This window comes from Runella sp. (genome assembly GCF_965279615.1).
GTDB lineage: Bacteria > Bacteroidota > Bacteroidia > Cytophagales > Spirosomataceae > Runella.
Window position 1 is genome coordinate 902,649 of the sequence record NZ_OZ257252.1, and the last position, 23,506, is coordinate 926,154.

General features: G+C 41.1%; 41 protein-coding genes. 39 read left to right on the forward strand and 2 right to left on the reverse strand.

Features of this window, described 5'->3' with window-relative positions:
* Positions 1–13: 13 nt before the first annotated feature.
* The 39 genes from ACQY73_RS04045 (at position 14) to ACQY73_RS04235 (ending at position 22,425) form a co-directional block, all read left to right on the forward strand.
* Positions 14–676: a hypothetical protein gene (locus ACQY73_RS04045; RefSeq protein WP_428661807.1), complete on the forward strand. Its 663-nt coding sequence runs from the start codon at positions 14–16 to the stop codon at positions 674–676.
* Complete coding sequence (locus tag ACQY73_RS04050; RefSeq protein ID WP_428661809.1) at positions 663–857, forward strand: hypothetical protein; 195 nt, start codon at positions 663–665, stop codon at positions 855–857. The genes ACQY73_RS04045 and ACQY73_RS04050 overlap by 14 nt, the downstream gene beginning before the upstream one ends.
* Positions 850–1,116 (forward strand): hypothetical protein, encoded by a 267-nt coding sequence (locus ACQY73_RS04055; RefSeq protein WP_428661811.1) that lies wholly within the window; start codon positions 850–852, stop codon positions 1,114–1,116. Before ACQY73_RS04050 ends, ACQY73_RS04055 begins: the two co-directional genes overlap by 8 nt.
* Positions 1,113–3,611 carry a DNA methyltransferase gene (locus ACQY73_RS04060; protein ID WP_428661814.1) on the forward strand — a complete coding sequence of 833 codons (2,499 nt, stop codon included), beginning with the start codon at positions 1,113–1,115 and terminating at the stop codon, positions 3,609–3,611. The genes ACQY73_RS04055 and ACQY73_RS04060 overlap by 4 nt, the downstream gene beginning before the upstream one ends.
* On the forward strand, positions 3,608–3,844 hold the full coding sequence (locus tag ACQY73_RS04065) for a hypothetical protein (protein ID WP_428661817.1): 237 nt from the start codon (positions 3,608–3,610) through the stop codon (positions 3,842–3,844). Before ACQY73_RS04060 ends, ACQY73_RS04065 begins: the two co-directional genes overlap by 4 nt.
* Positions 3,841–4,137 (forward strand): hypothetical protein, encoded by a 297-nt coding sequence (locus ACQY73_RS04070; RefSeq protein ID WP_428661820.1) that lies wholly within the window; start codon positions 3,841–3,843, stop codon positions 4,135–4,137. The genes ACQY73_RS04065 and ACQY73_RS04070 overlap by 4 nt, the downstream gene beginning before the upstream one ends.
* A 27-nt stretch (positions 4,138–4,164) precedes the next feature.
* A complete protein-coding gene (locus tag ACQY73_RS04075) occupies positions 4,165–4,692 on the forward strand; it encodes a hypothetical protein (protein WP_428661823.1) in 528 nt (175 codons plus the stop codon).
* A 72-nt stretch (positions 4,693–4,764) separates the two neighbouring features.
* A complete protein-coding gene (locus ACQY73_RS04080) occupies positions 4,765–6,807 on the forward strand; it encodes a DNA cytosine methyltransferase (RefSeq protein WP_428661826.1) in 2,043 nt (680 codons plus the stop codon).
* Between the two features lie 18 nt (positions 6,808–6,825).
* The gene (locus ACQY73_RS04085) at positions 6,826–7,173 is read left to right on the forward strand and encodes a hypothetical protein (RefSeq protein WP_428661829.1); all 348 of its coding nucleotides are present in this window, start codon (positions 6,826–6,828) and stop codon (positions 7,171–7,173) included.
* Positions 7,174–7,216: 43 nt separating this feature from the next.
* The gene (locus ACQY73_RS04090; RefSeq protein WP_428661832.1) at positions 7,217–7,936 is read left to right on the forward strand and encodes a hypothetical protein; all 720 of its coding nucleotides are present in this window, start codon (positions 7,217–7,219) and stop codon (positions 7,934–7,936) included.
* Positions 7,937–8,488, forward strand: a complete 552-nt coding sequence (locus ACQY73_RS04095) for a hypothetical protein (RefSeq protein WP_428661835.1) — start codon at positions 7,937–7,939, stop codon at positions 8,486–8,488.
* A 288-nt stretch (positions 8,489–8,776) separates the two neighbouring features.
* Positions 8,777–9,661, forward strand: a complete 885-nt coding sequence (locus tag ACQY73_RS04100) for a hypothetical protein (protein ID WP_428661838.1) — start codon at positions 8,777–8,779, stop codon at positions 9,659–9,661.
* Positions 9,648–10,328, forward strand: a complete 681-nt coding sequence (locus ACQY73_RS04105) for a hypothetical protein (RefSeq protein ID WP_428661841.1) — start codon at positions 9,648–9,650, stop codon at positions 10,326–10,328. The genes ACQY73_RS04100 and ACQY73_RS04105 overlap by 14 nt, the downstream gene beginning before the upstream one ends.
* Entirely contained in the window at positions 10,325–10,588 is a 264-nt protein-coding gene (locus ACQY73_RS04110; protein WP_428661844.1) for a hypothetical protein, read from the forward strand. Before ACQY73_RS04105 ends, ACQY73_RS04110 begins: the two co-directional genes overlap by 4 nt.
* A 36-nt stretch (positions 10,589–10,624) precedes the next feature.
* A complete protein-coding gene (locus ACQY73_RS04115; protein WP_428661847.1) occupies positions 10,625–11,254 on the forward strand; it encodes an MYG1 family protein in 630 nt (209 codons plus the stop codon).
* A complete protein-coding gene (locus tag ACQY73_RS04120) occupies positions 11,254–11,418 on the forward strand; it encodes a hypothetical protein (protein WP_428661850.1) in 165 nt (54 codons plus the stop codon). The genes ACQY73_RS04115 and ACQY73_RS04120 overlap by 1 nt, the downstream gene beginning before the upstream one ends.
* Positions 11,419–11,420: 2 nt before the next feature.
* A complete protein-coding gene (locus ACQY73_RS04125) occupies positions 11,421–11,624 on the forward strand; it encodes a hypothetical protein (protein ID WP_428661853.1) in 204 nt (67 codons plus the stop codon).
* Between the two features lies 1 nt (position 11,625).
* Positions 11,626–12,078, forward strand: coding sequence for a hypothetical protein (locus tag ACQY73_RS04130; RefSeq protein ID WP_428661856.1), 453 nt, complete (start codon positions 11,626–11,628; stop codon positions 12,076–12,078).
* Between the two features lie 40 nt (positions 12,079–12,118).
* On the forward strand, positions 12,119–12,286 hold the full coding sequence (locus ACQY73_RS04135; RefSeq protein WP_428661859.1) for a hypothetical protein: 168 nt from the start codon (positions 12,119–12,121) through the stop codon (positions 12,284–12,286).
* Positions 12,283–12,672 (forward strand): DUF4326 domain-containing protein, encoded by a 390-nt coding sequence (locus ACQY73_RS04140; RefSeq protein WP_428661862.1) that lies wholly within the window; start codon positions 12,283–12,285, stop codon positions 12,670–12,672. The genes ACQY73_RS04135 and ACQY73_RS04140 overlap by 4 nt, the downstream gene beginning before the upstream one ends.
* 119 nt (positions 12,673–12,791) lie before the next feature.
* Positions 12,792–13,172 carry a hypothetical protein gene (locus ACQY73_RS04145; protein ID WP_428661865.1) on the forward strand — a complete coding sequence of 127 codons (381 nt, stop codon included), beginning with the start codon at positions 12,792–12,794 and terminating at the stop codon, positions 13,170–13,172.
* 21 nt (positions 13,173–13,193) lie between these two features.
* Positions 13,194–13,667 carry a hypothetical protein gene (locus ACQY73_RS04150; RefSeq protein WP_428661868.1) on the forward strand — a complete coding sequence of 158 codons (474 nt, stop codon included), beginning with the start codon at positions 13,194–13,196 and terminating at the stop codon, positions 13,665–13,667.
* On the forward strand, positions 13,664–14,590 hold the full coding sequence (locus tag ACQY73_RS04155) for a hypothetical protein (RefSeq protein WP_428661870.1): 927 nt from the start codon (positions 13,664–13,666) through the stop codon (positions 14,588–14,590). Before ACQY73_RS04150 ends, ACQY73_RS04155 begins: the two co-directional genes overlap by 4 nt.
* 34 nt (positions 14,591–14,624) lie before the next feature.
* Entirely contained in the window at positions 14,625–15,314 is a 690-nt protein-coding gene (locus ACQY73_RS04160) for a hypothetical protein (RefSeq protein WP_428661872.1), read from the forward strand.
* 7 nt (positions 15,315–15,321) lie between these two features.
* Complete coding sequence (locus ACQY73_RS04165; protein WP_428661875.1) at positions 15,322–16,098, forward strand: DUF5131 family protein; 777 nt, start codon at positions 15,322–15,324, stop codon at positions 16,096–16,098.
* Between the two features lie 83 nt (positions 16,099–16,181).
* A complete protein-coding gene (locus tag ACQY73_RS04170) occupies positions 16,182–17,087 on the forward strand; it encodes a hypothetical protein (protein ID WP_428661878.1) in 906 nt (301 codons plus the stop codon).
* Entirely contained in the window at positions 17,084–17,368 is a 285-nt protein-coding gene (locus ACQY73_RS04175; protein WP_428661881.1) for a hypothetical protein, read from the forward strand. Before ACQY73_RS04170 ends, ACQY73_RS04175 begins: the two co-directional genes overlap by 4 nt.
* Complete coding sequence (locus ACQY73_RS04180; protein WP_428661883.1) at positions 17,361–17,612, forward strand: hypothetical protein; 252 nt, start codon at positions 17,361–17,363, stop codon at positions 17,610–17,612. Before ACQY73_RS04175 ends, ACQY73_RS04180 begins: the two co-directional genes overlap by 8 nt.
* A 1-nt stretch (position 17,613) precedes the next feature.
* Positions 17,614–17,895: a hypothetical protein gene (locus tag ACQY73_RS04185; RefSeq protein WP_428661886.1), complete on the forward strand. Its 282-nt coding sequence runs from the start codon at positions 17,614–17,616 to the stop codon at positions 17,893–17,895.
* Positions 17,896–17,907: 12 nt separating this feature from the next.
* Entirely contained in the window at positions 17,908–18,384 is a 477-nt protein-coding gene (locus ACQY73_RS04190) for a hypothetical protein (protein ID WP_428661889.1), read from the forward strand.
* A 267-nt stretch (positions 18,385–18,651) separates the two neighbouring features.
* Entirely contained in the window at positions 18,652–18,819 is a 168-nt protein-coding gene (locus tag ACQY73_RS04195; RefSeq protein ID WP_428661892.1) for a hypothetical protein, read from the forward strand.
* Between the two features lie 20 nt (positions 18,820–18,839).
* A complete protein-coding gene (locus ACQY73_RS04200; protein WP_428661895.1) occupies positions 18,840–19,166 on the forward strand; it encodes a hypothetical protein in 327 nt (108 codons plus the stop codon).
* Between the two features lie 89 nt (positions 19,167–19,255).
* The gene (locus ACQY73_RS04205) at positions 19,256–19,663 is read left to right on the forward strand and encodes a hypothetical protein (RefSeq protein ID WP_428661897.1); all 408 of its coding nucleotides are present in this window, start codon (positions 19,256–19,258) and stop codon (positions 19,661–19,663) included.
* Between the two features lie 3 nt (positions 19,664–19,666).
* The gene (locus ACQY73_RS04210) at positions 19,667–20,131 is read left to right on the forward strand and encodes a hypothetical protein (RefSeq protein WP_428661900.1); all 465 of its coding nucleotides are present in this window, start codon (positions 19,667–19,669) and stop codon (positions 20,129–20,131) included.
* A gap of 28 nt (positions 20,132–20,159) precedes the next feature.
* The gene (locus ACQY73_RS04215; protein ID WP_428661903.1) at positions 20,160–21,038 is read left to right on the forward strand and encodes a hypothetical protein; all 879 of its coding nucleotides are present in this window, start codon (positions 20,160–20,162) and stop codon (positions 21,036–21,038) included.
* Between the two features lie 42 nt (positions 21,039–21,080).
* Positions 21,081–21,593: a hypothetical protein gene (locus tag ACQY73_RS04220; protein ID WP_428661905.1), complete on the forward strand. Its 513-nt coding sequence runs from the start codon at positions 21,081–21,083 to the stop codon at positions 21,591–21,593.
* Complete coding sequence (locus ACQY73_RS04225; protein ID WP_428661907.1) at positions 21,577–21,780, forward strand: hypothetical protein; 204 nt, start codon at positions 21,577–21,579, stop codon at positions 21,778–21,780. The genes ACQY73_RS04220 and ACQY73_RS04225 overlap by 17 nt, the downstream gene beginning before the upstream one ends.
* Before the next feature lie 75 nt (positions 21,781–21,855).
* A complete protein-coding gene (locus ACQY73_RS04230) occupies positions 21,856–22,200 on the forward strand; it encodes a hypothetical protein (protein WP_428661909.1) in 345 nt (114 codons plus the stop codon).
* 6 nt (positions 22,201–22,206) lie between these two features.
* The gene (locus ACQY73_RS04235) at positions 22,207–22,425 is read left to right on the forward strand and encodes a hypothetical protein (RefSeq protein ID WP_428661911.1); all 219 of its coding nucleotides are present in this window, start codon (positions 22,207–22,209) and stop codon (positions 22,423–22,425) included.
* A gap of 92 nt (positions 22,426–22,517) precedes the next feature.
* Here the strand turns inward: ACQY73_RS04235 and ACQY73_RS04240 are convergent, their stop codons facing one another.
* The gene (locus ACQY73_RS04240; protein WP_428661914.1) at positions 22,518–23,099 is read right to left on the reverse strand and encodes a hypothetical protein; all 582 of its coding nucleotides are present in this window, start codon (positions 23,097–23,099) and stop codon (positions 22,518–22,520) included.
* 65 nt (positions 23,100–23,164) lie between these two features.
* The gene (locus ACQY73_RS04245; RefSeq protein ID WP_428661916.1) at positions 23,165–23,449 is read right to left on the reverse strand and encodes a hypothetical protein; all 285 of its coding nucleotides are present in this window, start codon (positions 23,447–23,449) and stop codon (positions 23,165–23,167) included.
* Between the last annotated feature and the right edge of the window lie 57 nt (positions 23,450–23,506).

Genomic DNA, 23,506 nt, shown 5'->3' on the forward strand with positions numbered 1-23,506 from the left:
TACTTTCTACAACATGGAAAATACCAATGCCGTAGCCATTGATGCTACCGAAATGAAACCCTATCAGCAATTAGGAGTTGATATGGAAACAGGGGAAGAAATCATTGAAGATAAATACTTATATCTTCCCGGTCGCCCCCGTGAGTATCGTTTTAACGGCCAAAACGGGCAATTTAATTTGTATGGCGACCGCGTTTTGATGGATGACAGAGGGAAAACGCTGTCTTCGTTCACCTTTCAACCCATTGCGTATCGGTTCTTTGAAGGAATCCTGTTCGGACGTACCGAAAGGGAAATGTGGGCTGAATTGTTTTTCATTGACAATCAGAACTGTGTGTCCTCTATCATGTTCAACAATACTTCAGTGAGCGAATTGTTTCGTTTGATGGAACCGTTGCACTACGAAAAACTTTCCCTGTGTGATGTTATTCTGACGGCTCGTCCCGAACGTGTTACCAGTAAAGGCGACCCAACCAAGACATGGTACATCACCCGTTTTTCATACGAAGTTTCCAAATCGGAAAAAGTGTTGGAATACCGCGAATTCGTCAAAGATCGTGCGGTATATCGTCTGGAAACGATGGCCCCTAACCTTGAACACAAGGTAGTGTCCCGCTCTTTTGCGCGCCTGTTGGAATCGTTGGAGTTGCCTCAAACAACCGATGATTCCTTCTAATTCATCGTGGCAGGCTCTGGATGGACTTGCCACGATCATTGCCTACCCGGAGGGTTACCAAGACTCTTTTATTGACCGAATGGCCGATGATGCCGATGATGATATCCAAGCTGCTTTGGAATTTGTCAATGAGTGTGAGGTCTTTATTCAAAAACTCAAAAAACGTCTCAACAATGGCTGATAAAAAAGAATTACCTCCTTTAACGGAGGTCATCAAAAAGGGAGATAAGGTGCGTGTGTATTTAATGGATACAAAAAACTCCACAACCTATACGCATGGTGTAGCCTCGGGAAATTTTAACATGGATGGTATGCCGATATTGAATCCGGTGCAACCTGTTACAACTCCCGATTATTACCTGCATGATTCAAAAGTGCGCTTCAATGGGGTGCCTTCGTCTGATTGTGTTATTTGTCGACCTATTAACAAAGCCATATGAGTGCTTATTACAATTTTTTACGTGAGAAGATCAAGTTAGCCCCTAAAACGGGGCTAACTGATATAAACGGCATTAATTCAATCCTATATCCTCATCAACGGGATTGTGTCAAATGGGGGCTTGAAGGAGGGAAAAGAGCCATTTTTGCCAAATTCGGTTTAGGCAAAACGGTAATTTCATTGGAAATGGCGCGTATTACCTTACTGCAAAAAGGCGGCAAAGCGTTAATCGTTTGCCCACTCGCCGTAAAGCAGGAATTTAAAAAAGATGCGGATATGCTGGGCATTGCCATCACGTATTGTAAAACGCAGGCAGAGTGTGAAGCAGCTGAAACAGATATCATCATCACGAATTACGAAAGGGTGCGAGATGGCGACATTAACCCTTCTTATTTTACGTTCGTGTGTTTGGATGAGGCATCCGTTTTGAGGTCAGTGGCTTCAAAAACGTATATTCAGTTTTTAAAATTATTTGCGTCAGTTCCGTATCGGTTCGTTTGCACCGCTACCCCCTCCCCTAACGATTATATTGAGTTATTGAATTATGCAGCGTTTTTAGGAGTGATGGATGTGAGTCAGGCTAAAACGCGTTTTTTCAAGCGAAATTCAGAAAAAGCGGACAATCTCACGCTTTTACCACATAAAGAAAAAGAGTTTTGGTTGTGGGTTTCTTCCTGGGCATTGTTTATTACCAAGCCTTCCGATTTAGGATATTCGGATAAAGGATATGACCTGCCTGAGTTGAAAATCAATTGGCATTTGGTGAAATCCGGTAACAACGAACGTCAATTATCCAACGGCCAATTGACGTTCGTTTCGGAAGTGGCCGTTGATCTGAGTACGGCAGCAAGGGTAAAAAGGGAAAGTATTGGCGATAGAGTAAGCAAAGCGGCCGAAATCGTAGCGACTTCAAATGAGCATTTTATCATATGGCATCATTTGGAATCAGAGCGTGCTGCATTGGATGAATGGGCCAAAAACAATGCGTTGAATTATCATTCTGTGTACGGCGGTCAAATTGATGAAAAAAAAGAAGAACTGCTCGTTGGCTTTGCGGAAGGACACTACCGAATATTAGCCACGAAGCCTTCCATTGCCGGTCAGGGCTGTAATTTTCAAAAGCATTGTCACCGCGCTATTTTCTTGGGCATCAATTATCAATTTAACGATTTTATTCAGGCGATTTACCGTATCCAACGGTTTTTGCAGAATCTTCCCTGTGTACTTGATATTATTTACACTGAAAAGGAAGAACATATCCGCCGTGAGTTGGAAGCCAAATGGAGACGGCATGATGAGCAAACCGAAATAATGACCGGCATTGTCAAAGAGTTCGGTTTGTCCAATGTCAACGTTGACGCCTTACACCGCACCATAGGACTTGAACGTATAGAGACTAACGGTACCAATTTTAATGCCATTCACGATGATTGTGTATTGGATGCAATGGCACGGGAAAGCAACAGTATTCACTTACTGCATACGTCTGTTCCGTTCTCAATGCAATATGAATACAGTCCGAGTTACAATGATTTCGGGCATAATATCTCAAATGAGGCGTTTTTTAATCAAATGGATTTTGTAATTCCTGAATGGAAACGAATATTAATGCCCGGCCGATTGGCGGTGATTCACGTAAAGGATCGTTTGGTACCGGGCAATTTATCGGGAATGGCCACGGCCACGGTGTATGAATTTTCGGATGATGTAGTGAAGGCTTTCAAAAAGCATGGATTTGCCTACATGGGACGCATCACCATCGTGACTGATGTCGTCAGAGAAAACGCGGGTACGTACCGTTTGGGGTATACTCAAAACTGTATTGATTCTACAAAAATGGGAGCGGGTTTGCCTGAATACCTGCTTTTGTTCCGCAAAATACCGACTGATCTGAGCAATGCGTACGCGGATGAACCGGTAACCAAAGTAAAAGAAGAATATACCAGGGCCCAATGGCAAATTGATGCGCACGGCTTTTGGCGTTCTTCGGGAGAACGTTTGATTAAACCGGATGAATTGGCGCGCATGGATTTGGATGCGGCCATGAAGCTGATGAAATCCGACAGTTTGAAAAGCGTGTATGATTACGCCAAACATGTAGAAACGGCTAAAGCGCTGGAACGTGCCGATAAACTGCCAACGGGTTTCATGGTCGTTGATCCTCAATCATGGCATCAGGACGTTTGGGCCGATGTAACAAGAATGCGCGGCCTGAATACGGCGCAGGGGCAAAAAGGAGAAGAACAACATTTATGCCCTCTGCCTTTTGATATTGTTGACCGTGTCATTGTCCGATTTTCCAATGAAGGTGAAATTGTGTATGACCCCTTTGCGGGATTGTTTACGGTTCCTTACCGCGCCATTGCCCTAAAAAGGTTTGGTATTGGCTGTGAATTGAATCCGGTGTACTTCAAAACGGGCGTTGGCTATTGCCGCGAAATTGAATACAAACGAATGGTACCGACACTGTTTGATTTTATGGAGGCGGTAGCATGAAAGATCAATTGGAAATCAATGATACCACATTTGGTGATGCGGACAGACTGGCAAAAGCATTGAAAAAACATGGTTTTGAAATGACCGAGTCGGGTGCTTATGCCAAAGACAATTGCCGCGTCGTCATCGCAAATGATGGTATTGTATTCAAACATGGCAAAAACGAAGATTCGGGATTGACTGTACTTGAGGTGATTGTAAGAATGAATAAACTTTTTAAAAAGAAAATATGAAAAAGAATCTCAGTTGGGGTCAGGTTTCGGATGAGCTTGAAAGCGGAAAGGCTACGATTGCCAAACGGCCGACTTTTGAAAATAATGCCTGTATTAAGTTTCAGCGCGGGAAATACCCCATTGATGGACCCGCGCGGGAAACCATTAACGGTTTGCCGAACACGCTTTTTGATTTTTCGGAAGAACAAACGCCAACGGTGGGGCCTTCATTTCGCATGTGCGTGGGGGTGTCAGATACGTATTGGAGGCCTTTGCACCATGATCTATTGGCGAAGGATTGGATCGTCGAGTAAATATTCACCTTTTAAACAAACAATTTTATGTCAGGACATTTTAGTGGGAAAGGAAAGAGCAAGGAGGCAAAAGAATTGGAAGAAGATGTAAAGGAAAAGAAATTACTTTTTCTGACAGCGTTTGCCTCAACTTCAAAGGGTTACAAGTTTACAACGCTTTCAGACAATGGCAGTAAGCTTGTTACAACCATTGATTTGATGCATTTGATCGGTACTGAGGTATATGAAGAGTTAAGTAAACTCATTGTTGACATAAATAGCTTCATTGAGCCAAAGGGGACTTTTTATGCCAAAAAGTTTGAAGTTAAAAAGACGGATGGAATGCAAATGATCTATCTGGAAGGCTCAGCCCCGGTTGGTTTACTTACAGCTGATGTATCATTGAACACTTTCTTTGATTACGAGGCTACCAAAGACCTCAAACAGGAAACAGATGAAGACAAAGCGATTTTTGAGCAAATGACCAAAAGAATACGCTTTATCGAAAGTATGAGATATTCAGCGAGTTTTTCAGAGCAAAATTTCTTGAGTATTCCGGGCTTAGCAGCCAATTGACGCTGTTCGAAAATTGATTTTTTGATTTACCGCCCCTGAAAATACCAAGTAGGGGGCTTAAATTTTATAGGTATGCAACCTCAGGCATTTTCATCAATAATAAATCACATTGCACTTCATCCAACGATTAAACTTGTCTATGTAGACTTGTTTTGCGGTGCAGGTGGGACCAGTACAGGAGTGCATAAAGCCAAGAATTCAAAAGGCGAACAGGTGGCGATGGTGGTCGCCTGTGTGAATCACGACGCAAAGGCCATCGCTTCTCATGCGGCCAATCACCCAAACGCGCTGCATTATATTGAAGATATAAAAACGCTTAATTTGACGGAATTAACGGGTTTAATTCGTTCTATCCGTCAACGTTTTCCACACATTAAAATTTGCCTTTGGGCAAGTCTGGAGTGTACAAATTTCAGTAATGCTAAAGGCGGCGGTTCACGTAATGCGGACAGCAGATCATTGGCCAAGCACATGCCACGCTACATCCGTGCCATTAATCCCGATTATTTCCAAGTGGAGAATGTACGGGAGTTTATGGCATGGGGCCCATTGCGAATAAAACGTAAAAAGGCTCATAAAACATACTCTGAATTAGCAATCAAGTATGATAAAAAGACCAAACGGGATGAGTACGTTTTTATACCTGTCAGCCGTAAAAAGGGTGAGGATTACGTCAGATGGATGCAGGGAATTGAAGGTATGGGTTATGTGTATTCATTCAGAATCATGAATGCAGCGGATTACGGTGCTTTTACTTCCCGATCACGCTACTTTGCGATATTTTCAAAACCCGGCTTACAGGTAGCTTGGCCAAAACAAACCCATGCAAAAAATCCCGCAAAACAGACCCTATTTGGTGAGTTAAAGAAATGGAATGCCGTACGCTCCTGTTTGGACTTGGAAGATAAAGGTGAAAGCATTTTCGGAAGAAAGGAGCCACTTGTTGAAAATACCTTAAAACGTATTTATGCAGGACTTGTAAAGCATGTAGCCAAAGGGGATTTAACATTTTTGGCGAAGTATTACAGCGGTGATGATGCAGGAAAATGCATAAGTATTGATGGTCCTGCCGGAACAATGACTACGACAGACAGCCACGGTTTGGTCAGTGCAGATCCTTTTATTATGAAATACCTGGGCAATAATGAAAAGACAGGTATCAACAACGGCAAAAGCATTGATGAACCGTCCATTGCCATCACAACCCAAGGCAGACAGGCACTAATTTCACCTGAGCCGTTTTTGATGACTTACTATTCAGGCTCACATGAAAATCGTGTAAAATCATTGGATGAACCCTATTTGACGGTGACGACGGAAAACCGTCATGGTGTTGTGAGTGTAGAACAAGATCCTTTTATTATGCAATCCAACGGCGGTGAACCGTCTGCCAAATCCTATCCTGTCAGCCAACCATCACGGGTAATTACCTCATCCGACAATCAGTCCATTGTTTCGCCTGAATTTTTGGTAAAATATCACGGAAGTGAGAAAGAAGCTCACAGCTTGGATAAACCATGCGGCAGTATTACGACAAAGGACAGAGCGGGATTGGTCAGCGTTGAAAACTTCCTGCTCGGTCAAGCCTCAAGCGCTGCATTGAAGCCCGATGATGAACCCTCGGTAACGCTTTTGACGGATTGCAATAATCGTATGGTGTCGGTGGAAAAACAGTGGTTACATGACTACAAATATGAAAATGAGCCACGTTCACTGGAAGAACCTGCACCATCTTTATTAACTGTTGGGCAGCATTATTTGGTTACAACCAACCACGGTGGCAATACTCATTCAATTGAAAACCCCTCCCCTGTTGTCATCGCCAGTCAACACAAGGCCCCTATCAGTGTAGTTTCGGTATCAGAAGGTTCCGGCCATTGGATCATTGAAAAAGGCGATAGTGAAGCAATGGTCAAAATCAAGGTTTTCATGCAGGCTTTCAATATTTCCAACATTTACATGCGGATGCTGAAGGTGTCCGAATTGCTGCCTATTCAGGGCTTTCCGAAAGATTACATCCTTAAAGGAAGCGACACAGATAAAAAGAAATTTATTGGTAATGCTGTGGAGGTGAATGTCGCCGCGGCGTGGACATCGGCTTTAGCGTGTGCTTAATCAATCCTTATAAATATCATGTCAAATCACGAATTACTTGAAGTCTTAACAAAAGCCCTTCCTTACGTTGAAAGAGCCTACGAATGTGCATTTCCGGACCAAGCGCAAAATGACTATTTGGCACAAAATATCAAAGATGCCATTGAAGAAATTGTGATGTATTGCAAAGATCCTGATGCTTCTGCCATGCGCGTATTGCAGCAGCAGGGGTACAACAACATCAAAATGACTGGCCATAAATTCTTTATGTGCGGGGATAATGATGTCTATGCCCGTGGATTTACGGCGTATACCAAAGATTCAATTTTGGTGAAAGGCTGTGTATGCTCTGGCATTAATAAGGGTTACACCATTCGATTTGAATAGGTGCCGGAAAATATGTACCAAAACAATTAAAAAACGTACCAACATGATTAAAATCGTCACCATCACCGGTGCGGATGATTCCGTCCAACCCGAAGAAGTAATTGAATTAAGTCAGGAATTCCCGTTTGTGGAATGGGGCTTATTGTATTCAAAACAGTTAATGGGCAAGTACACGCCCCGTTTTCCATCGTTTTTATGGCTAACCAAGTACGGGATTTTGTGTGAAAAGCGAACGGATTTGTCGGTAAATACTTCATTGCACATGTGCGGCCGTGCGGTCAAAGAAACCTTCAAAGGTTTTGGGCCTGCCAAAGAGTTGATTATGTCCTATCCATTCTTTGGCCGCATTCAACTCAATACGCATGGAGAGTACCATCCATTCACGATGGACTATGTTCAGCATTTGCCTTCCGACATTGAATACATTTTTCAATACGATAACGTCAATTTTCATCAATTGAATCATGCACTAGATGAAGGATTGAGTTGCAGCGCATTGTTTGATCTCTCACACGGTGAAGGTGTTTTGCCCGAGCAATGGCCTGAGCTGTTGCCCAATGTGAAATGCGGATTTGCAGGTGGATTGGGGCCTGATAATCTGGAAGAGCAGATCGGATTGATTGAAGAACGGGCAGGAACTCAGGACATTTGGATTGACATGGAAACACATGTCAGAACCAAAGAAATATTTGACTTGGTCAAAGTACGGCATTGCCTTGAAATTGCTCAGAAACACATAGAATCACGCTTATTATTGAAATAAATGCAGGGAATTATCAAAGATTTGACCGAATGGACTCGTCAGAACGGCGGTCATGAAAAACGTTTTTATCTGGGCCTGTCACAATTGCATAAAAACGAAAGTGATTTGGTTCGAGAAATGCAACAAGGTTCAGCGCCACTCGACGATAAAACCGTTTTACGTTTGGCGTTGGGATATTCGGTTGAAGCTGACATCAGAAGCCGCTTGGAAGGGATTGCGCTTGCATTACCCAATACGCAAAAAGAAATTGTAGCATGGTATGATAAACGCGTCAAAGGCCATATTGAAGGTTTGACCTGCATGCCAAACCAGATTTTTGAAATTAAGTCCACGGTTTCGGGCAATCTGGATGAAATCAGAAAGAAGAATATATTACCCGATGCTCATTTTCTTCAGGCACAATCATACATGCACCACGGCCGCTATCAAAGCTGTTTATTTGTGTATGTAGCCCGTGATACCGGTGAATTATGGAGTAAAGAGCTTTGGTACATTAAAGCTGTTGGCGAAAAAAATGGAAGCAAAAGCGAGGCGAGTATTACACCTCTTTGATACGAATTCGTCCAAAAAAATAAATTGTAAATAAAAAAATTAATAATATTATTAATATTATCAAAATATATCATTAATTTTGTATACAATTTGAGCGTTGGAGAGGTCGGAGCCTCTGACGCCCAAAAATATCGGTTTCATACCGTGTGCCCGTATACAGCTCCGAACCTGTTGCGGGCTTTTTTATTGCTATGACCTAAGAGAGGGATGAATTGGGAATACGACACAATACTTCATGATGTCAGGCGACATTTTAAACTGACTCATGTAGAGTATTGCATAATGAACATGATAGCAAATTTGGCGTCACATTCTGACTATTCTGTAAAAGGATGGTGCAATGCTTCCAATAAGACATTGGGCTCATCTCAAGATGTTACCCCGGAATATGTGAGCAAAGTTTGTACGAGGCTGGAGAAATTAGGGTTACTTGAAAAAAATGTCAGCTCAGAAGGTGGGACTACTTTGAGGCGTTCATTGCCGATTTGGGATATTGAAATTGAAAAGGCCAGAACAAAAATTAAGACCCTTAAACAAAATTCAAACCCCCATGAACAAAGTTTAAACCCCTTAAACAAAGTACAAGGGGGTATTGAACAAAGTACAAGGGAGGGTATAAACAAAGATTCAGCCCCCCATGAACAAAGTTTAACCTATAATAATAATATAAAAAATAGAGATAATAATTTAAATACATCAACGGCGGCGGCGCGGGAAGAACCTGAATGGTTGAAAAAAGAAAAAGAGGAGTTTTTGGAATACGTTGAAAACTGGAAAAGGGAACACCCCCCAAAAGTTCCGGAAAAATCCCCCCCGGGTCATGTGCCGCCCAAAAATGGACACCCCGGCTATAATTGGGACAATCTCAAAGACGTGCTGTTGGCAGATGATGATTGGGTGATTTTTGCCTGTCATACTTTGGGTTTCAAAAACGACGGAAAAAATGATTTAGCACAGCTTACCGATTTGATTTTGGATTATATCCTTCAGGAACATGGCTTAAGTCAACCCCTAAACCCCGATTATCCTGATTTGAAAGAACATATTGTGAATCTCGGTCGAATAAAGGTCAAACAAAGCAAGAAACATGGCAACAACACAACCCAAAATAATCTCAGAGATAACGGCGGGGCCACTGCCGTCTTTAAAGGAAAGCGAAGTGACTGGAAGTGAGGAGTTGACGGAGGAAGAATTGGTTCCATTAGAGAACAAGGCATACGCTTATTACGATGAATTAATTGACCATGTGCTGAAAACCCGCGCTGAAAGTGGAAATACTGAGGATTTGACCCAAGAAGAGTATGAAAAATTTCAGCAAATGGCGCGGGTACGACTGGAATATTACAAAAACCAATATTTGAAAGAGCGCAGAGCCAAAGAATCATGTTTGAAACACTCTCAATACATTTTGAACATCAAACCCATTGAAGCACCTACCAATTTCACCAGTCGCCAATATTGGGATTTTATAATGCCTGAATTAACCAAATTGGTCGATGAGGATAAACCCGGCGAACAATTTCGACTTAACGAAAAAACGGAGTTCATGCTCAAGATGTTTTGCCATTATTTTGCCTGTGATGAGCGGTTTTATTGGTATTGCCGACAAAACTTCGACGGTCAGCCTATCATCATTGACGGTCGGCCTGATCTGAACAAAGGTCTTGGTTGTTTCGGCAGCAATGGTGTAGGCAAAAGCCTGTTTTTGAAAGCATTTCGTAACAATCCACGCTTTTCATATATCTACAAAAAGCAAAACGCTTCCCTGAAATTTACCAGAAAGCCGGTTTGGTTGGCCTTTCTGAATTTTTCAAACACATACCGGGAAATGAAGCATTGAATTTCGGTCAACAGAATGTCGGTTTGGCAATGGATGAATTAAATGCTGAACCTCTCGGCTATCATTATAAATCTCCCTGTGAAACTGCCGAGTCCGTAATGTATGAGCGATGGGAAAACCTGCCCGGCTTTTGTACACATTTTTCAACCAATCACACATTAACCCAATTGGAAAACAGATATGGCTCCCGATTCCATGACCGAATGATGGGAAAGGTAAACCTCATTCTATTTCCTGATATGCCCAGTTTCAGACAATAACAACAAAGCATAATTTTTTCACTTAACTATAAAACTATGAATTTACGCGTTTCACGTATCGTCACCCATGACACCACCTTTCACGCAGATGAAGTGTTTGCGGTCGCTCTTATCAAATACGTCGGTTATGATGTGCCTTTGATGAGAACAAGAGATAGGGTTTTACTGGCAGAGGCATTGGAAGACCCGACCGTGTTTGTAATTGATGTTGGCGGTGTTTACAATCCTGCAATGCTCAACTTTGACCATCATCAGGATTTGTCTTTACCCTCCGCAGCGGGGTTGGTGTATCAATTTTTAAAACCCGTTTTTCCTGAAACACTTCATGCACATTTTGATGCCTTTTTTTCTGCCATTGATGCCGTTGATACCAATAGGAACAATATCTATGCATTATTACATACTCTGCCTGAAGGCTTTAGAAATGTAAGCAGCATTATTTCAGGCTTCAATCGTGATGTAACCGACCGCGCTGTTCAAAACGCACAATTCAATGTAGCGGCCAAGGTTGCCTTTTTGGTGATCCAAAATGAAAATCATGCCGCATTGGAACATGCCCGCTCTGAAAGGAATACGTTGAGCGTGAGATTTTGCCTAACAATGTTGCCGTTTTCAAGGCCTTCAATACGCTATGGAAGAAAAAAGGGGATCATCATTTTGCAGTGATGCCTCATGCCAATGGCTGGCAAATTCAAAGTTTTGATACGACAGTAACGTTGGTGCCCGAAAGTGTTGAAGATTTGGAAGGATTCATTTTTCGCCATGCCAGTGGGTTTATGGCAGTTTTAAAGGATTATGCAGTAGCTGTTGAATTTGCTAAAACCTTATAAAGATGCTCTTACAGGAAATTCAAGCGGCTTGTGTTCAAATCTTATTAGATATTCCTGCCGGTGATTTATTCAATACCATGTACGGTGCGTCCTTATGGAGACTACAACAAATGCATGAATTTTATCTGCATCATGAATGCTATGCTCATTGCCATGCTCTCAAACAATTAATTGATTTAAGTGAAGTTGAACTACCCCCTTTTTAATATGGATACCATAACCCCTCAATACACCCTGCATTTTCAATCGAAAATCATTCAGCGTTCCCAAGTACTGCCCACGGAATGTGGTTGCTTAGAATGCCAAAAAATGTGCCATACCGCCCCGTGTCTCGGTACTCCTTTTGATATGTATTTAATTCAGCAGGAACCCGAATATAAGGATAAGGTAGCATTGACAATGAATATGATAGCGCCGCGATTGGGTTTGCCACCGTTGGTGATGACAGCTCCTATCTTCGATAAGCAAAAAGGACATTGTGCATTTTTGGAAAACGGCAAATGTGTTTTGCATGAACGTGGCCTAAAACCGATTGAAGGAAAACTGGCCAGTTGTAAGTTCGATCCAAACTTTGTTAAAGCCACAAAATTGATTTTGGAATCATGGTTGCCATTGCAGAGCGAATTGTATCCGACCTTTATGGGAAATCAACACGTATAGCCATGAGCGAACCAAAACATGGAGTGAAATATGGAGTAATATGGCAAAGAAACGATACTATTTCAAATCTACAACCCCCGACTATTTTTTAGAAAAACTGTCATCATTGGGCATCAAAGGCAAGATCATTGCTTACCAACCGGGTTCACCGGTCGTTGCTGAAATTCGGGCGTATTGCACGGAAGAACAAATCAAACAATTGACATGAAACGAATTAAACGTGAACGCAAAAAGGATTGGAGAATGCCTGAAAATGCGGTTTCGGTCACCAGACCCGGACAATGGGGAAACCCAATGAAGATTGTCGATGAATGGATCTTGATTCAAACTGAGTTGAACGGCCGTTATCAAATGCTTTGCAAAGGTGACATTGATCTCATGTTGGAAATCTACCGATTTATGTTGGCTTTGCCGGCCACTATTGATGTAGAATTAAAGATGGATGAAACAGTATGGAATTGGCGAATGTATTACGAAAATGCTGATTTCTCTATGTTGAAAGACAAGGATTTGGCGTGTTTTTGTGGCCTTGACAAACCATGTCATGCTAATATTCTGATCGAAAAAGTTCAAAAGCTGTTTCCTGATGGCTAACATCCATTGATTAAATCATCTTTTTATTCATTAATTTAATAAATTACTTAATTAAAACACCTGATCTTGTCAAACAGCTTATTCGTGCGATTTGGCTGAAACAACCTTTTTGCAGTTTAATGCGGCACGGGAAAATTGAAACCCGCACCTGGTATACTTCTTATCGGGGATTGGTTTTACTGTGTGCTTCCAAAGCTTCTTATTCTCAGGAATCGGTGGAGGCCATTTGTGGCCCTGAACAATTTAAGCGTGTCATTGAAACTTTGCAATACGATGACACTTTGGACTTTGAAGGTTTTGCGCTTGCAGTAGGCCGCTTGGTAGACTGTCGGCCAATGGTAAAAGCGGATGAAGACAAAGCCTTTGTGACGTACTTTCCGGAACTGTATTGCCATGTTTACGAAGATGTTACCCCAATAAAACCTTTTGAAATCAGAGGGTGTCAGGGGTGGAAAAAGTTGGAAAGCGGCATTTGGGATCAAATCGAATTTGCGGCTTAAAGCCGGTAAACGTCTTTTGATATGGCAAAGGTCTACAAAAAAAGAGAGTATATTAATTATCCTTCGGCTCCCCCGATCCAAGAAACCGCAAAAGTGGAAAGAATGGAATGGAAGCGAGGCAACAGTATGATTTTTCATACGCCCGATTTTGAGCCGTTTGAGGCGACCATTGATTCATTGCAACAAAATTGGGTCGATGGGATTGTTTATCTCAAATTTCATGCAGACTTAGCCGGCTCTCTTGCGTGGATCACTCTCAGCATCTACCCCAAAATGTCGTTTGTCTCCAGATGCTATTTAGCCCATAATGACCTTAGATTACATTTTCCTTTCCCACGCCCCGGAAAAAGCAGACACCGGTTCGATATTGTAAACTACGACAATGTAATTGTCACGGAAAATGAGGCTAAAGTATCGGGCGTAAAGGTGGAAATCCTCCAAAGTGTTGCTGAAAAGAAGGTGTTCAACCCCGTTCAACTAAAGCTGTTTCAATGAGAAAACCGCTAACAGTTTTATGGTTTGGTGGAGGGCAGGATTCAACGGCAATGCTGTACATGTACGTTCATGACCTGAAATGGCGCGAAAAGTACGTAGGTGATAATCGTTTTCTGGTGGTGATGTCGGATACCGGTAATGAGTTTCCCGAAACCTACCATCATGTAGCGAGTATCAAAGCTTTTTGTGAATTGTATGATGTTGAGTTTTATCATTTAAAGCCTCACATGGGCTATCATCCCCGTACGTGGCCTTCGCTCGGTTCACAAATGAGACGGAATGATACCATTTTCAGCGTTGGTTTTCCCAAAAGCTGTACCGATAACCTGAAAATCAAGCCGTGTTATAACTTCTTGGAAGGTTATTTGAAAAAGTATTATGGCTATACCTCCAAACGATCCAAAGGTGTTTTTTACAAGTACGCAGCGGAGTTTGGTAAGTTGACCTCCTTCATCGGATTTGCCAAAGGTGAAGAATCCCGTTGTGCTGACTCTCCGCAACTCGAACTGTTTCCGAGTTCAGTTAAAACGAAAAACTATCTGCCCAAATATCGCCGTGAATGTGTGCAGCATCGCTACCCATTGGTAGAAATGCGCATGAGTCGAGCCGATTGTCAAGCCTACATTTCAGCGCAGGCATTACCGGTGCCTATTCCTCCCAACTGCATGATGTGCCCTTTTCAGAACGATCCTGAAATCGTGTATCTGGAAAGGTTTCACCCAAATGATTGGCAACAATGGGTGAAGTTGGAAGCCAATAAGCTGGCAAAGAATGGCTCAAAAACGCGAAATCTGGGCGTAAAAGGCGAAAAAACGCTTCCTGAGTTTCTCGAAAACGCGAAACGCAAATATGGTCATTGGAGTGATGACCAATTAAGAGAATACAGAAACTCCCACGGCCACTGTGTAAAATCAAAATACTGATATGAAAACCATTACTACTAAACTAATTTAACTAATGATTACCCAACCCAATACTGAATATACAGCTGCTTCAAACGAAGATTCTCATTTTTTGGATATGCCATGGTCTGTAAAGGTCAATTTACTGATACGTCATTGTAAAACCCTTCAATCACGTCTGGATTTAAAAGGGTATGAACGTCAGGAAATAGAAATTGCCGACCTGAAATCGGACATTGAAATACTTCAAAAACGATTGGCAGAAGCCAAAGGCACTGATGATAAAAAGCTCAATCAACTTATTAAGGAGAATGAGCAATTGACCAAAGACCTGCAATTGGTTCGCTCAAAGTTGAGAAACACGACTGAAAGTAAAATACAGGGCGTCTCAAAAAGAGGGGCTGATGTCATTACCCTAAGTAAGATCTTCTGCAAACACCATGACCTGAAAGATCAGTACGGTGCTTTTTTAGCCTTTGTCTTTAAAGGAAAAAACCCCAATGATTTCTTCAAAGAAAACGCCTCCAAGCCCGTTGAAACGGACTTAAAAATTACCTCAGATCAGGAAGAAGCTTTATTGGATGCTTTACGGGCATTGACATTGGTTGGCAGCAATAAATCAAAATTCGTCGAATTACATGAAGACGATAAAGCCTGGTATTACGAGCGCGCGGGGTTGATCCAATCACTGATTGAAACAATCAATAAAAGGCATGAAGTTGATGTCATCAACATAAAAATCTAATTAAATCATGGCACAAGACAGTAAAATTGAATGGACGAACCATTCCAACTCAATTTGGTGGGGTTGCACAGAAGTACATGAAGGCTGCGACCATTGTTACGCAGCCGCTCTTTCCAACCGTTGGGGTAATGATCTTTGGGGCAATGATAAAGCGCGCAAAGAAATCAAAAACGCATTTGCCAACTTCCTAAAGTATCAGAACCTTGCAAAAGCTGCGGGTGAAATTCACCGTGTTTTTGTGGGCTCCATGATGGATATCTTTGAAAAGCCCATGACGCTCATAAACAGCAAGGGTGAGCCGTTGGATTATACGACCGAAAAACTGCGTCAGCAATTGTTTACTAACATTGATGCAGGTCTGTACAGTCATCTGCTTCAATTATTTCTGACAAAAAGGGAAACCAATATCAATAAGTATATCCCCGAACATTGGAAATTGAATCCACCATCCAATGTAATGTTTGGAGCAACAGCGGTAAATCAGGCAACGCTCGACCGGGTAATTAAAAACCTTCAGGCGGTCAACGGCAGGAAGTTCCTAAGCATTGAGCCGCAATTGGACTTAATCAAACTTGGCAAACTGGAGGGAATTGATTGGATCATTCAAGGCGGCGAAAGCGGTCCAAAGAAACGTCCATTCAATTTGGATTGGGCACGAAGCATGCGTGATGAGGCGTTGGCGCTGGGTATACCCTATTTCTTCAAGCAGATTGACAAGGTTCAGGACATACCCACTGATCTGCAAATTCGTCAGTTCCCCAATCATTATATCAACGCCTCATAATTTCCTAAACGTGCAATTTTTTGGCCTTTTGTGGGCTAAAATTTCCAAAATCTGCAATAAAATTTCCAAAAACGTACCAAAATATGAAAACTGAAAAAACCATACACCCTTTTATGACGGAGGCGTTTTATGCTGACGAAGAATTGACGCTTACAATTTTCAATACTTTATATAATAAAGGCCATGTTGTGACAAGTGACACCTATGACAGTGGGGAGATCCTGTACTTGGATGTAAAAGACAATGATGAGACACGAGCACTGCTTTCACAGGTTATTTCCAATTTTCCTGAATACATCGCTTATAACGCCAAAGGCTATTTCGTTACTTATGTAAATAATATTGGATTATGCAGTTTGCAGGATATTCACGCAGAACATTTCGGAACTCCCTTTATGATAATTTGGGATGATTTGCGCAATCAGTTCAAGTTTTATGAGGAAGATTTCCCCTTCAAGCTAAAAGGAAAACCCTTCAGTAAAACTTCCGGAAACCCGGAATCGGTCACCATCGAAACAAGCCTCCCCGCAGAGGTATGGCAGGGCGTTGCCGATGAATTGGAGCGCGCATTGAAAAAGCATCCCGAATGGCCGGACTGTATGGTACGTCGTGTTAATATCATTACTGAGGAAATGGGCGAATTGGCACGAGCTGTCAATGAATATGAATATAATGGCGGTAATGTGGATGACATGATTAACGAAGCTGAGCAAACGGCCGCAACTACGTTAAGAATGTTATATGCTCTTTTAACCGAATATCCCAAATGTAAAATTTATTCTACCAACAGTGATTTGGTAATGTTGCTGAGGGCGGATAAGCTGTTACCATCCTGTATTGAGATATGGAAACATCCCGACCTGTTTTGCAAACCCGCCTGCCCAACGGACTATTATACGGATTTCCTGCAATTTCTAAAGGTGTATATCCCGGGTAGGCTTGATTTATCATTAAAAGAATACTTAACCAACGAAGGCTTCTTAAAATGAAAACCATTGTCACCACTCAAGCCGTAAAGCTGCACAAGAATCGCACAGAATGGCACAGGAAAAATACAATCAGACCATCGGGGGAATGGCATCAACGGGGAACATTCGTGTCTGCGCTTGGGATTTGCACTATTTTCTACAAATCAAGCAGCGTAGAAATAACTACTGTATTGAACGGAACCGAACATAAAATGCACATAAAAGGAAGTGTTACCCCTGTGGGTGTATCAATTCGATGCGGTAAGTTCCTCAAAAAACTAAATCAATCTCAAAATGGCTGAATTGCAAACCGTTCAACTTAAACAGATTCGTTGGGTAATGCCATCCTACGAACTACCCTATATTGGGGGTAACATCATTAAATCATCGGAGTTGATATTGACACTCAATGAAGACACTTCGACGATGGCTTTGATGTATGTGCGTCAATTTCCTGATGGTAGAAAATGTTGGATTGACAAAAGCGATGATGAGTATGACATAGATTCTATTGATTGGTGGGCAGAAATCACATTCCCTGATTGATATGGCACTACCCTATGTAAACCTGCATCATGAAGCACAGGTAAAAGCGGCTCGACAATACGCAGCCGATAAAGGAGCCAATGCGCAAATTTGCTTTGATTCTTTTTTAGACGGCATTCAACACGCACTGGCGATGATGAATAACGGTGGTTTGAAACGGGAAAACGGTCATCCCTTAGAAGTGCGTGACGGTCGTGTAATTCAAGTTTTGAATTTGGATATTGAGTATGGCCCTCCATCTGAAGAGGATTTGAAGCGAATTACTATAATAAAGGTAAAATAATGGGTTTGGACAATGGAAGAACTGTTAAAATCAATTGGGCAACAATTTGCAGGTGTCAGTTTGATGAGTGATGATCCCATCAAAGCGGAACAATATCAAAGAGCTTACAAAGCCTTTAGCCGTACAGGTTGTTTTTTAAGTCAAGGTGGTGAGGGTTCATTGAAACTGATTTGGTGGTACCAGAACATTCATAAGCCCGGTTCGAAAGAGAATCGACGCAGCATTATTGAATTGGCCTTTTTAACGCAAATCCACCGCGATCAATCCCGAAAAGCATTGGCGTTATTCGCTCATGGAGCCAAAGGTATGTGTAAAGATTGTGCATTTCGAAAAGACTCCGACGCCAATAATGATGACAATGCCGTTTCAAAAGCAATGACGGCCGTTTTGACCGGTCGAACCTTTTATTGCCATACCGCTGATCTTGAGTTCAAGAACATCAAATGCAAAGGCTTCGAAGCCGCTATGAAATATGACGAAGTCGACTGAAGATATACCTACAAATGAGCTACAATCATGCGGCATTCTTTTTATTAGAAAAGATTTTAAGGATGTAAGCGGTTGTTTGAAGCCCAATGGCCATAATGACTTTCATGTTTGCAAAACTGATAAAGGAAAGTTGATGGTTTGGGAAGATGATTACAGTTGCACATGCGGATGTTGGGATGAATGGGAGGACGGTGACTATGACGCATGCTGTATTATCTATACAGAGATAAAATCAATTGACTCAGACAACCCATTTAACAAATAATTATGAAATCAGGAAAAGTAGTCGAAACAAGTTTGGGGATGGGCAAAACTACCGATGGCACCCAACTCATAAACGGTAAAGTTCAGGTGGTTTTGGATGATGGCAAAAAGCTGTTATGCTCACCTGAGAAGGTCAAAATAGTCGGGTTTTGGCACAAAAGATTCGGTTAAAATTCGTTATATTTAAGACAATGGAGCAATTCAAAATCGTTGAGCCGCCTCACCTCTACCCCATGGAAATCGTTGGTGATATTGATGAAACCCTAAGTGAAGGGGAAGGTACGGCCTTCGAATACGTTGATGCCAAAATCTTTATTTTAAAGGTGGTGATTGAAGGCATATCAAGGCAGTGGATGAGCCGTGATGAGAAGAAAAGAGCGAAGCTTGTTAAGTATTTTGTTCAATTAAAGAAGCTGATGCCGATGCTCAAGGTGGAATGTTGGTTGGCTGAAATTGAAGGAAAACAGGTTGAGCCGGTTTTTGCTGATTTGAATGGCAGCACCGTTTATACTGATTAAAAATATCTTTATTTAGTAATAAATATTATCATTAAACATCGTAAGTTGTTAATATTAAAACAGTTACGATATAGATATTTAGTAATAAAATGGCAAACACAAAACACCTCGGCCAATACGTGCAAACCAAAGCCGGCAATGTTGCTCATGTATTGGCCGATGAAAACATGAGCGAAGAAACCCGCCAAATGCTGGAGAAAGTGATTGATCTGGCTTACCAAACCCAAATAAACCCCATGACAAAACAGGAACATTATCAATGGGCGTATGATCGCGCTGTTCAATACTTCAAAAAATGGGATTATGAACAAGCCTACAGAAGCTTTATTTCAGACATTCAAAAGTTTGACGGTGAAATGAACGACCGCCAAAGATATAATTTATATACTGCCCAAGTATATTTTGAACAGGGACTATTTGAAGACCCAAACCGTTTGTTATGGCTTTTTGGCCTTTTTAAGCCCGTGGTTGATGATGAAAATGAAGAAATCGTTTAATGTATGAAAACAATAAATCCTGCATGGAGCGCATTTGCCTCCCTTGCTCCCCTATTTGAACTGACCAAACAACAAATTGAGCTACGTGCTTCAGACATCGTTGCTGACATTCAGGAAGGTGAAGTCAGCGCACTGGAAACGGCCGTGAACCTCAAAAAAGCCGAATATTTCATTGAGTGCATCTTAAAAAGCATTACCGATGAAACCTTAAAGGAATTGGATCAATATTCTGAGAACTCTGTCAAAAAATCGGGCTGTATCATTCAAAAGAAATTCAATCCCATGCGTGCTGATTTCTCCAACAGTCCTTCCATTGTCGAACAGGCGACCAAACTGAAGGAATTACAGGAATTCGCCAAAAAGTTGCGTCATCCTGATGATTATGTTGATGCCGATGGTGTGGTTTATAAGTTGGAACCGCCCCAATATAAAGGTGGAGGTAGAAATTATGCTGTGGAAATCAAGTAGACATTAAAACTTTAACTGAAAAAACAATATGATAAAATCTGATCTTAAATATTTCAACAATGAGCTTGTCAGCGCAGACCTTGACTTTTTGAAATTTCAAATTAAATTATGCAATGTTCATTTGATTTCGGGGACTGGTCTTCAAAGGTTAATTGATGAATGTGATGCATATATTTTATTACCCAATACAACTGAAGTAAATCCAGTTATATTGAAACCTGTTTTTGTACTTTATTTTTTATCTGATGCTCTCAGAACTTTATGGCTTAATAAGAAAGAATTTAGTGTACAATTACGGTCAATGAACAGTGGTGACTACAACTTTGGTGTAATCACACCAAAAGAACAATATTTTAAAGATTTTGAATTTGAGATATTCTCAGCTGCAATGTTAGTAAAAAAAGGTGTACAGGTAGAACTCCCTCAATCAACTGAAGGGAATGATATAGTGTATCTTGATATAGAGATACAGTGTAAGCATCTTGAAATATTTACAAGAGATAAAATAGACAGTATTTTACGGGATTTCCAGAAATCATTGATTAAAAATAACAAATTTGGGGTTCTTGGTTTAGGAATGGACGATTACATGGGGTTTACGGAGGATTCTTTTCCACTTGATTACGAAGCTCATACGGTAGCATATCTCAAAAGGTTAAATGAAGTAGAAATTGTCATGCGTGAAATTTTGGATAGTACTCTACCTTATTGTCCAAAGGTTTTGGGTGTATATACGTTAAATACACATTTCATAAATAATGACGAGATAGGATTTGTACTTGGCTCAACAAGTAACTCAGCCTTTTGCCAAAGACCAAGAGCTAGGGCTGTAGAAAAAGAATATCAAAGACAAGCCTATGAAATTATTTCTGTTTTTAATCATCGACCGGCATTTAGAGTTTTTTGAAAAGTATGATGATAATAGAATTATTCATAAAAATAATAAACTATGGAATACCAAGACTTATCTAAGTTGTTGGCGGCGTTCAATGACCGTTTTGAAGGGTTGAGCTTATCACCTGAACTATTGATCTTTGGAGATTTGCGACAAATGCTTGCTTTTCATAATGACTACCTGAAAGCCATTGGTGATGATGGTGGTTGCGATGAAGCAATGTCTATTCAAGAATTTGTAAAGTTTGGATATGGATTTAAGGAGATAACTCCTGAAGTTTTGAAATTACAGCTGATCCAAAACCGTTGGCTTATAAATCATAATGTCGGTGAATATCCTGGGGTTGGCTATCAGAACTTATCGACCTGTGTTGTCATCAATGTTGGTGGTGCTTATATTGGTGTGGATGAAAATAACAATGTAACTTGTTTCTCGTTTGAAGAACAATTCCCTATACATTGTTCTATTCAAAAGCATGATGATGTTCAATCTCTGCTGAATGAACTGAGTAAGGTTCCGTCAGCGTTTTATGCAAACCCATATTCGGCAGATGAAACGACAGCTTAGTGAAATATGGAATATTGAATCCAAAAACGGCAGTTGGGAAATCATCAATTATCCTGATTCTGATAAAATAGGGCTGTTATATTTCCCTGACCCTGACGATGATGCCATTAAAACAACATTATTATTGACGGAAGCGGAGTTGTTTGATCTGATTAAGTTATTAAAGTCATTAAAAACCAATACATAAAAGTGAGCCCGCCCCCGCGCGATATTATTGAAAATGAATGGGCGCCGAAGGCGTCGGACAATTAAACCTTTAATTATGCGTATTATTTCGAACAAAGAGTATTTGGAGGCATTGGCAGTTGTCGAAGCTTATATTCAGCAAAAGGCAAAATTGATTGACCGCGGGAAAGAAGCTATTGATAAAGCAAGTAAAATAGCCAGGTTGGTTGAAGAAATGGGCCCTATTCCTTTAAAAGACTTGGGGGCAAGTAAAAAACTTGAAAATATTCTGGAACGTGAGGGATTGACCACATTAGATAAAATTGCTGAAGCCAGAAGCAGAGGCGATTTTTTTAGAACACCCGGGATCGGTCGTGGTTTGGTAAATGAACTGGATACTATTTTGGAAAATTATGGTTTGGTAAGCGATGACGAAAATTAAAGTGATATGTTTCAACTAAATGAAATTGTCAGCGTCTTGGGCCTTAAAATTGTTAAAATAATAGGCTTTGAAGGTACCAAACCAATAGGAATTGATTGGCGTGGACGTCAATGCATGATTCAATCCTCCAATCATTGTGCAGAGCTGCCAAATTTCGATTTTGACAGTCATGTTATACAATTACAGGAACAACGTAAAGCTCGTATCGTTGATGCCGGCTCCTAATCTGCCTAAAAAAAAGAAAGCTGGCCGTTTCTGCCAACTTTCGGTTCATTTTCCTACTTTGATGATGGTGCCATTTTGTTGATGCTTCCGTTTTACAATTTAGCGATCTTTAGCGTAAATATCGCTGATTTGGCCGCTCCCGTTATTTGATTTACTCTCACATAGGCATTCAGTCCTGCATCCAATTCGACCAAACCGGAAATTACCATGGTCGCCGGATCATCAGACCGCCTTCTGACTACATTGGAATAAATTATGCCCGTCTGGATTATCTCAATGGTAACTGTACCATCCATTGCAGTTGTCCAGCTAAGTGTCAAATCAAAAGCATACATTCCACTCTCCTCAGTTAAAAAAAAATCATTGGTCAAATCTACATTGCTGGTACTGTTATTTTTCTTTTCGTTTGAGTTGATGGTAAAATCTAATTTTGTAGGAGAGTTATTGGTAAAACCTTGGGCAGTTCCCGGTGATGCGACATAGTTACGAATCAATTTCAGTTCCTGCGTACGCTTAGGCCTTGTAACGCCTGTAGCATCGATGCCAAGCCGATCATTGTTTTGAGCGTCCTGCCCTTTCAGTGACAATTCGTTGGGTTTGATTTCAATACTTTGTTGGGCAAAGGCGAAACTGCCTAATAGACAGAGAATCAAAAGAGCGGATAATGTTTTCATAATAGCCTGTTTATAGTAATTATGTATCCAAGTTAATTTTCTTCCCACAGCCCTCCAAGTTAAAATTACTGAACGGTTGAACGGCTGTCTTTTTCAATATGGTTGATAGTCAGCCTTTTCTGATAATACGAATTAAGTAATTCCAAAGCGACAACATTATTTGCATATACGTTAATGCCCAATTGCGTATAGTAATGTGCTTTGGAAGCATCATTACATTCATGGGCGATCTGCAAAATGCGTTGTTCGTCCTTTGTGAAGTCCTTTGTAAAGTCTTTTGCGATTCGTAATGCTGCGGGGATGTTGTCGGCGCTGATGGCCTGTAGTAATTGTTCTTTCTTTGTCTTCATTTTTATTATTTTGACATCCTCCCCTGCATAAATAACAGAGGGTTCCCTTAACCGGCG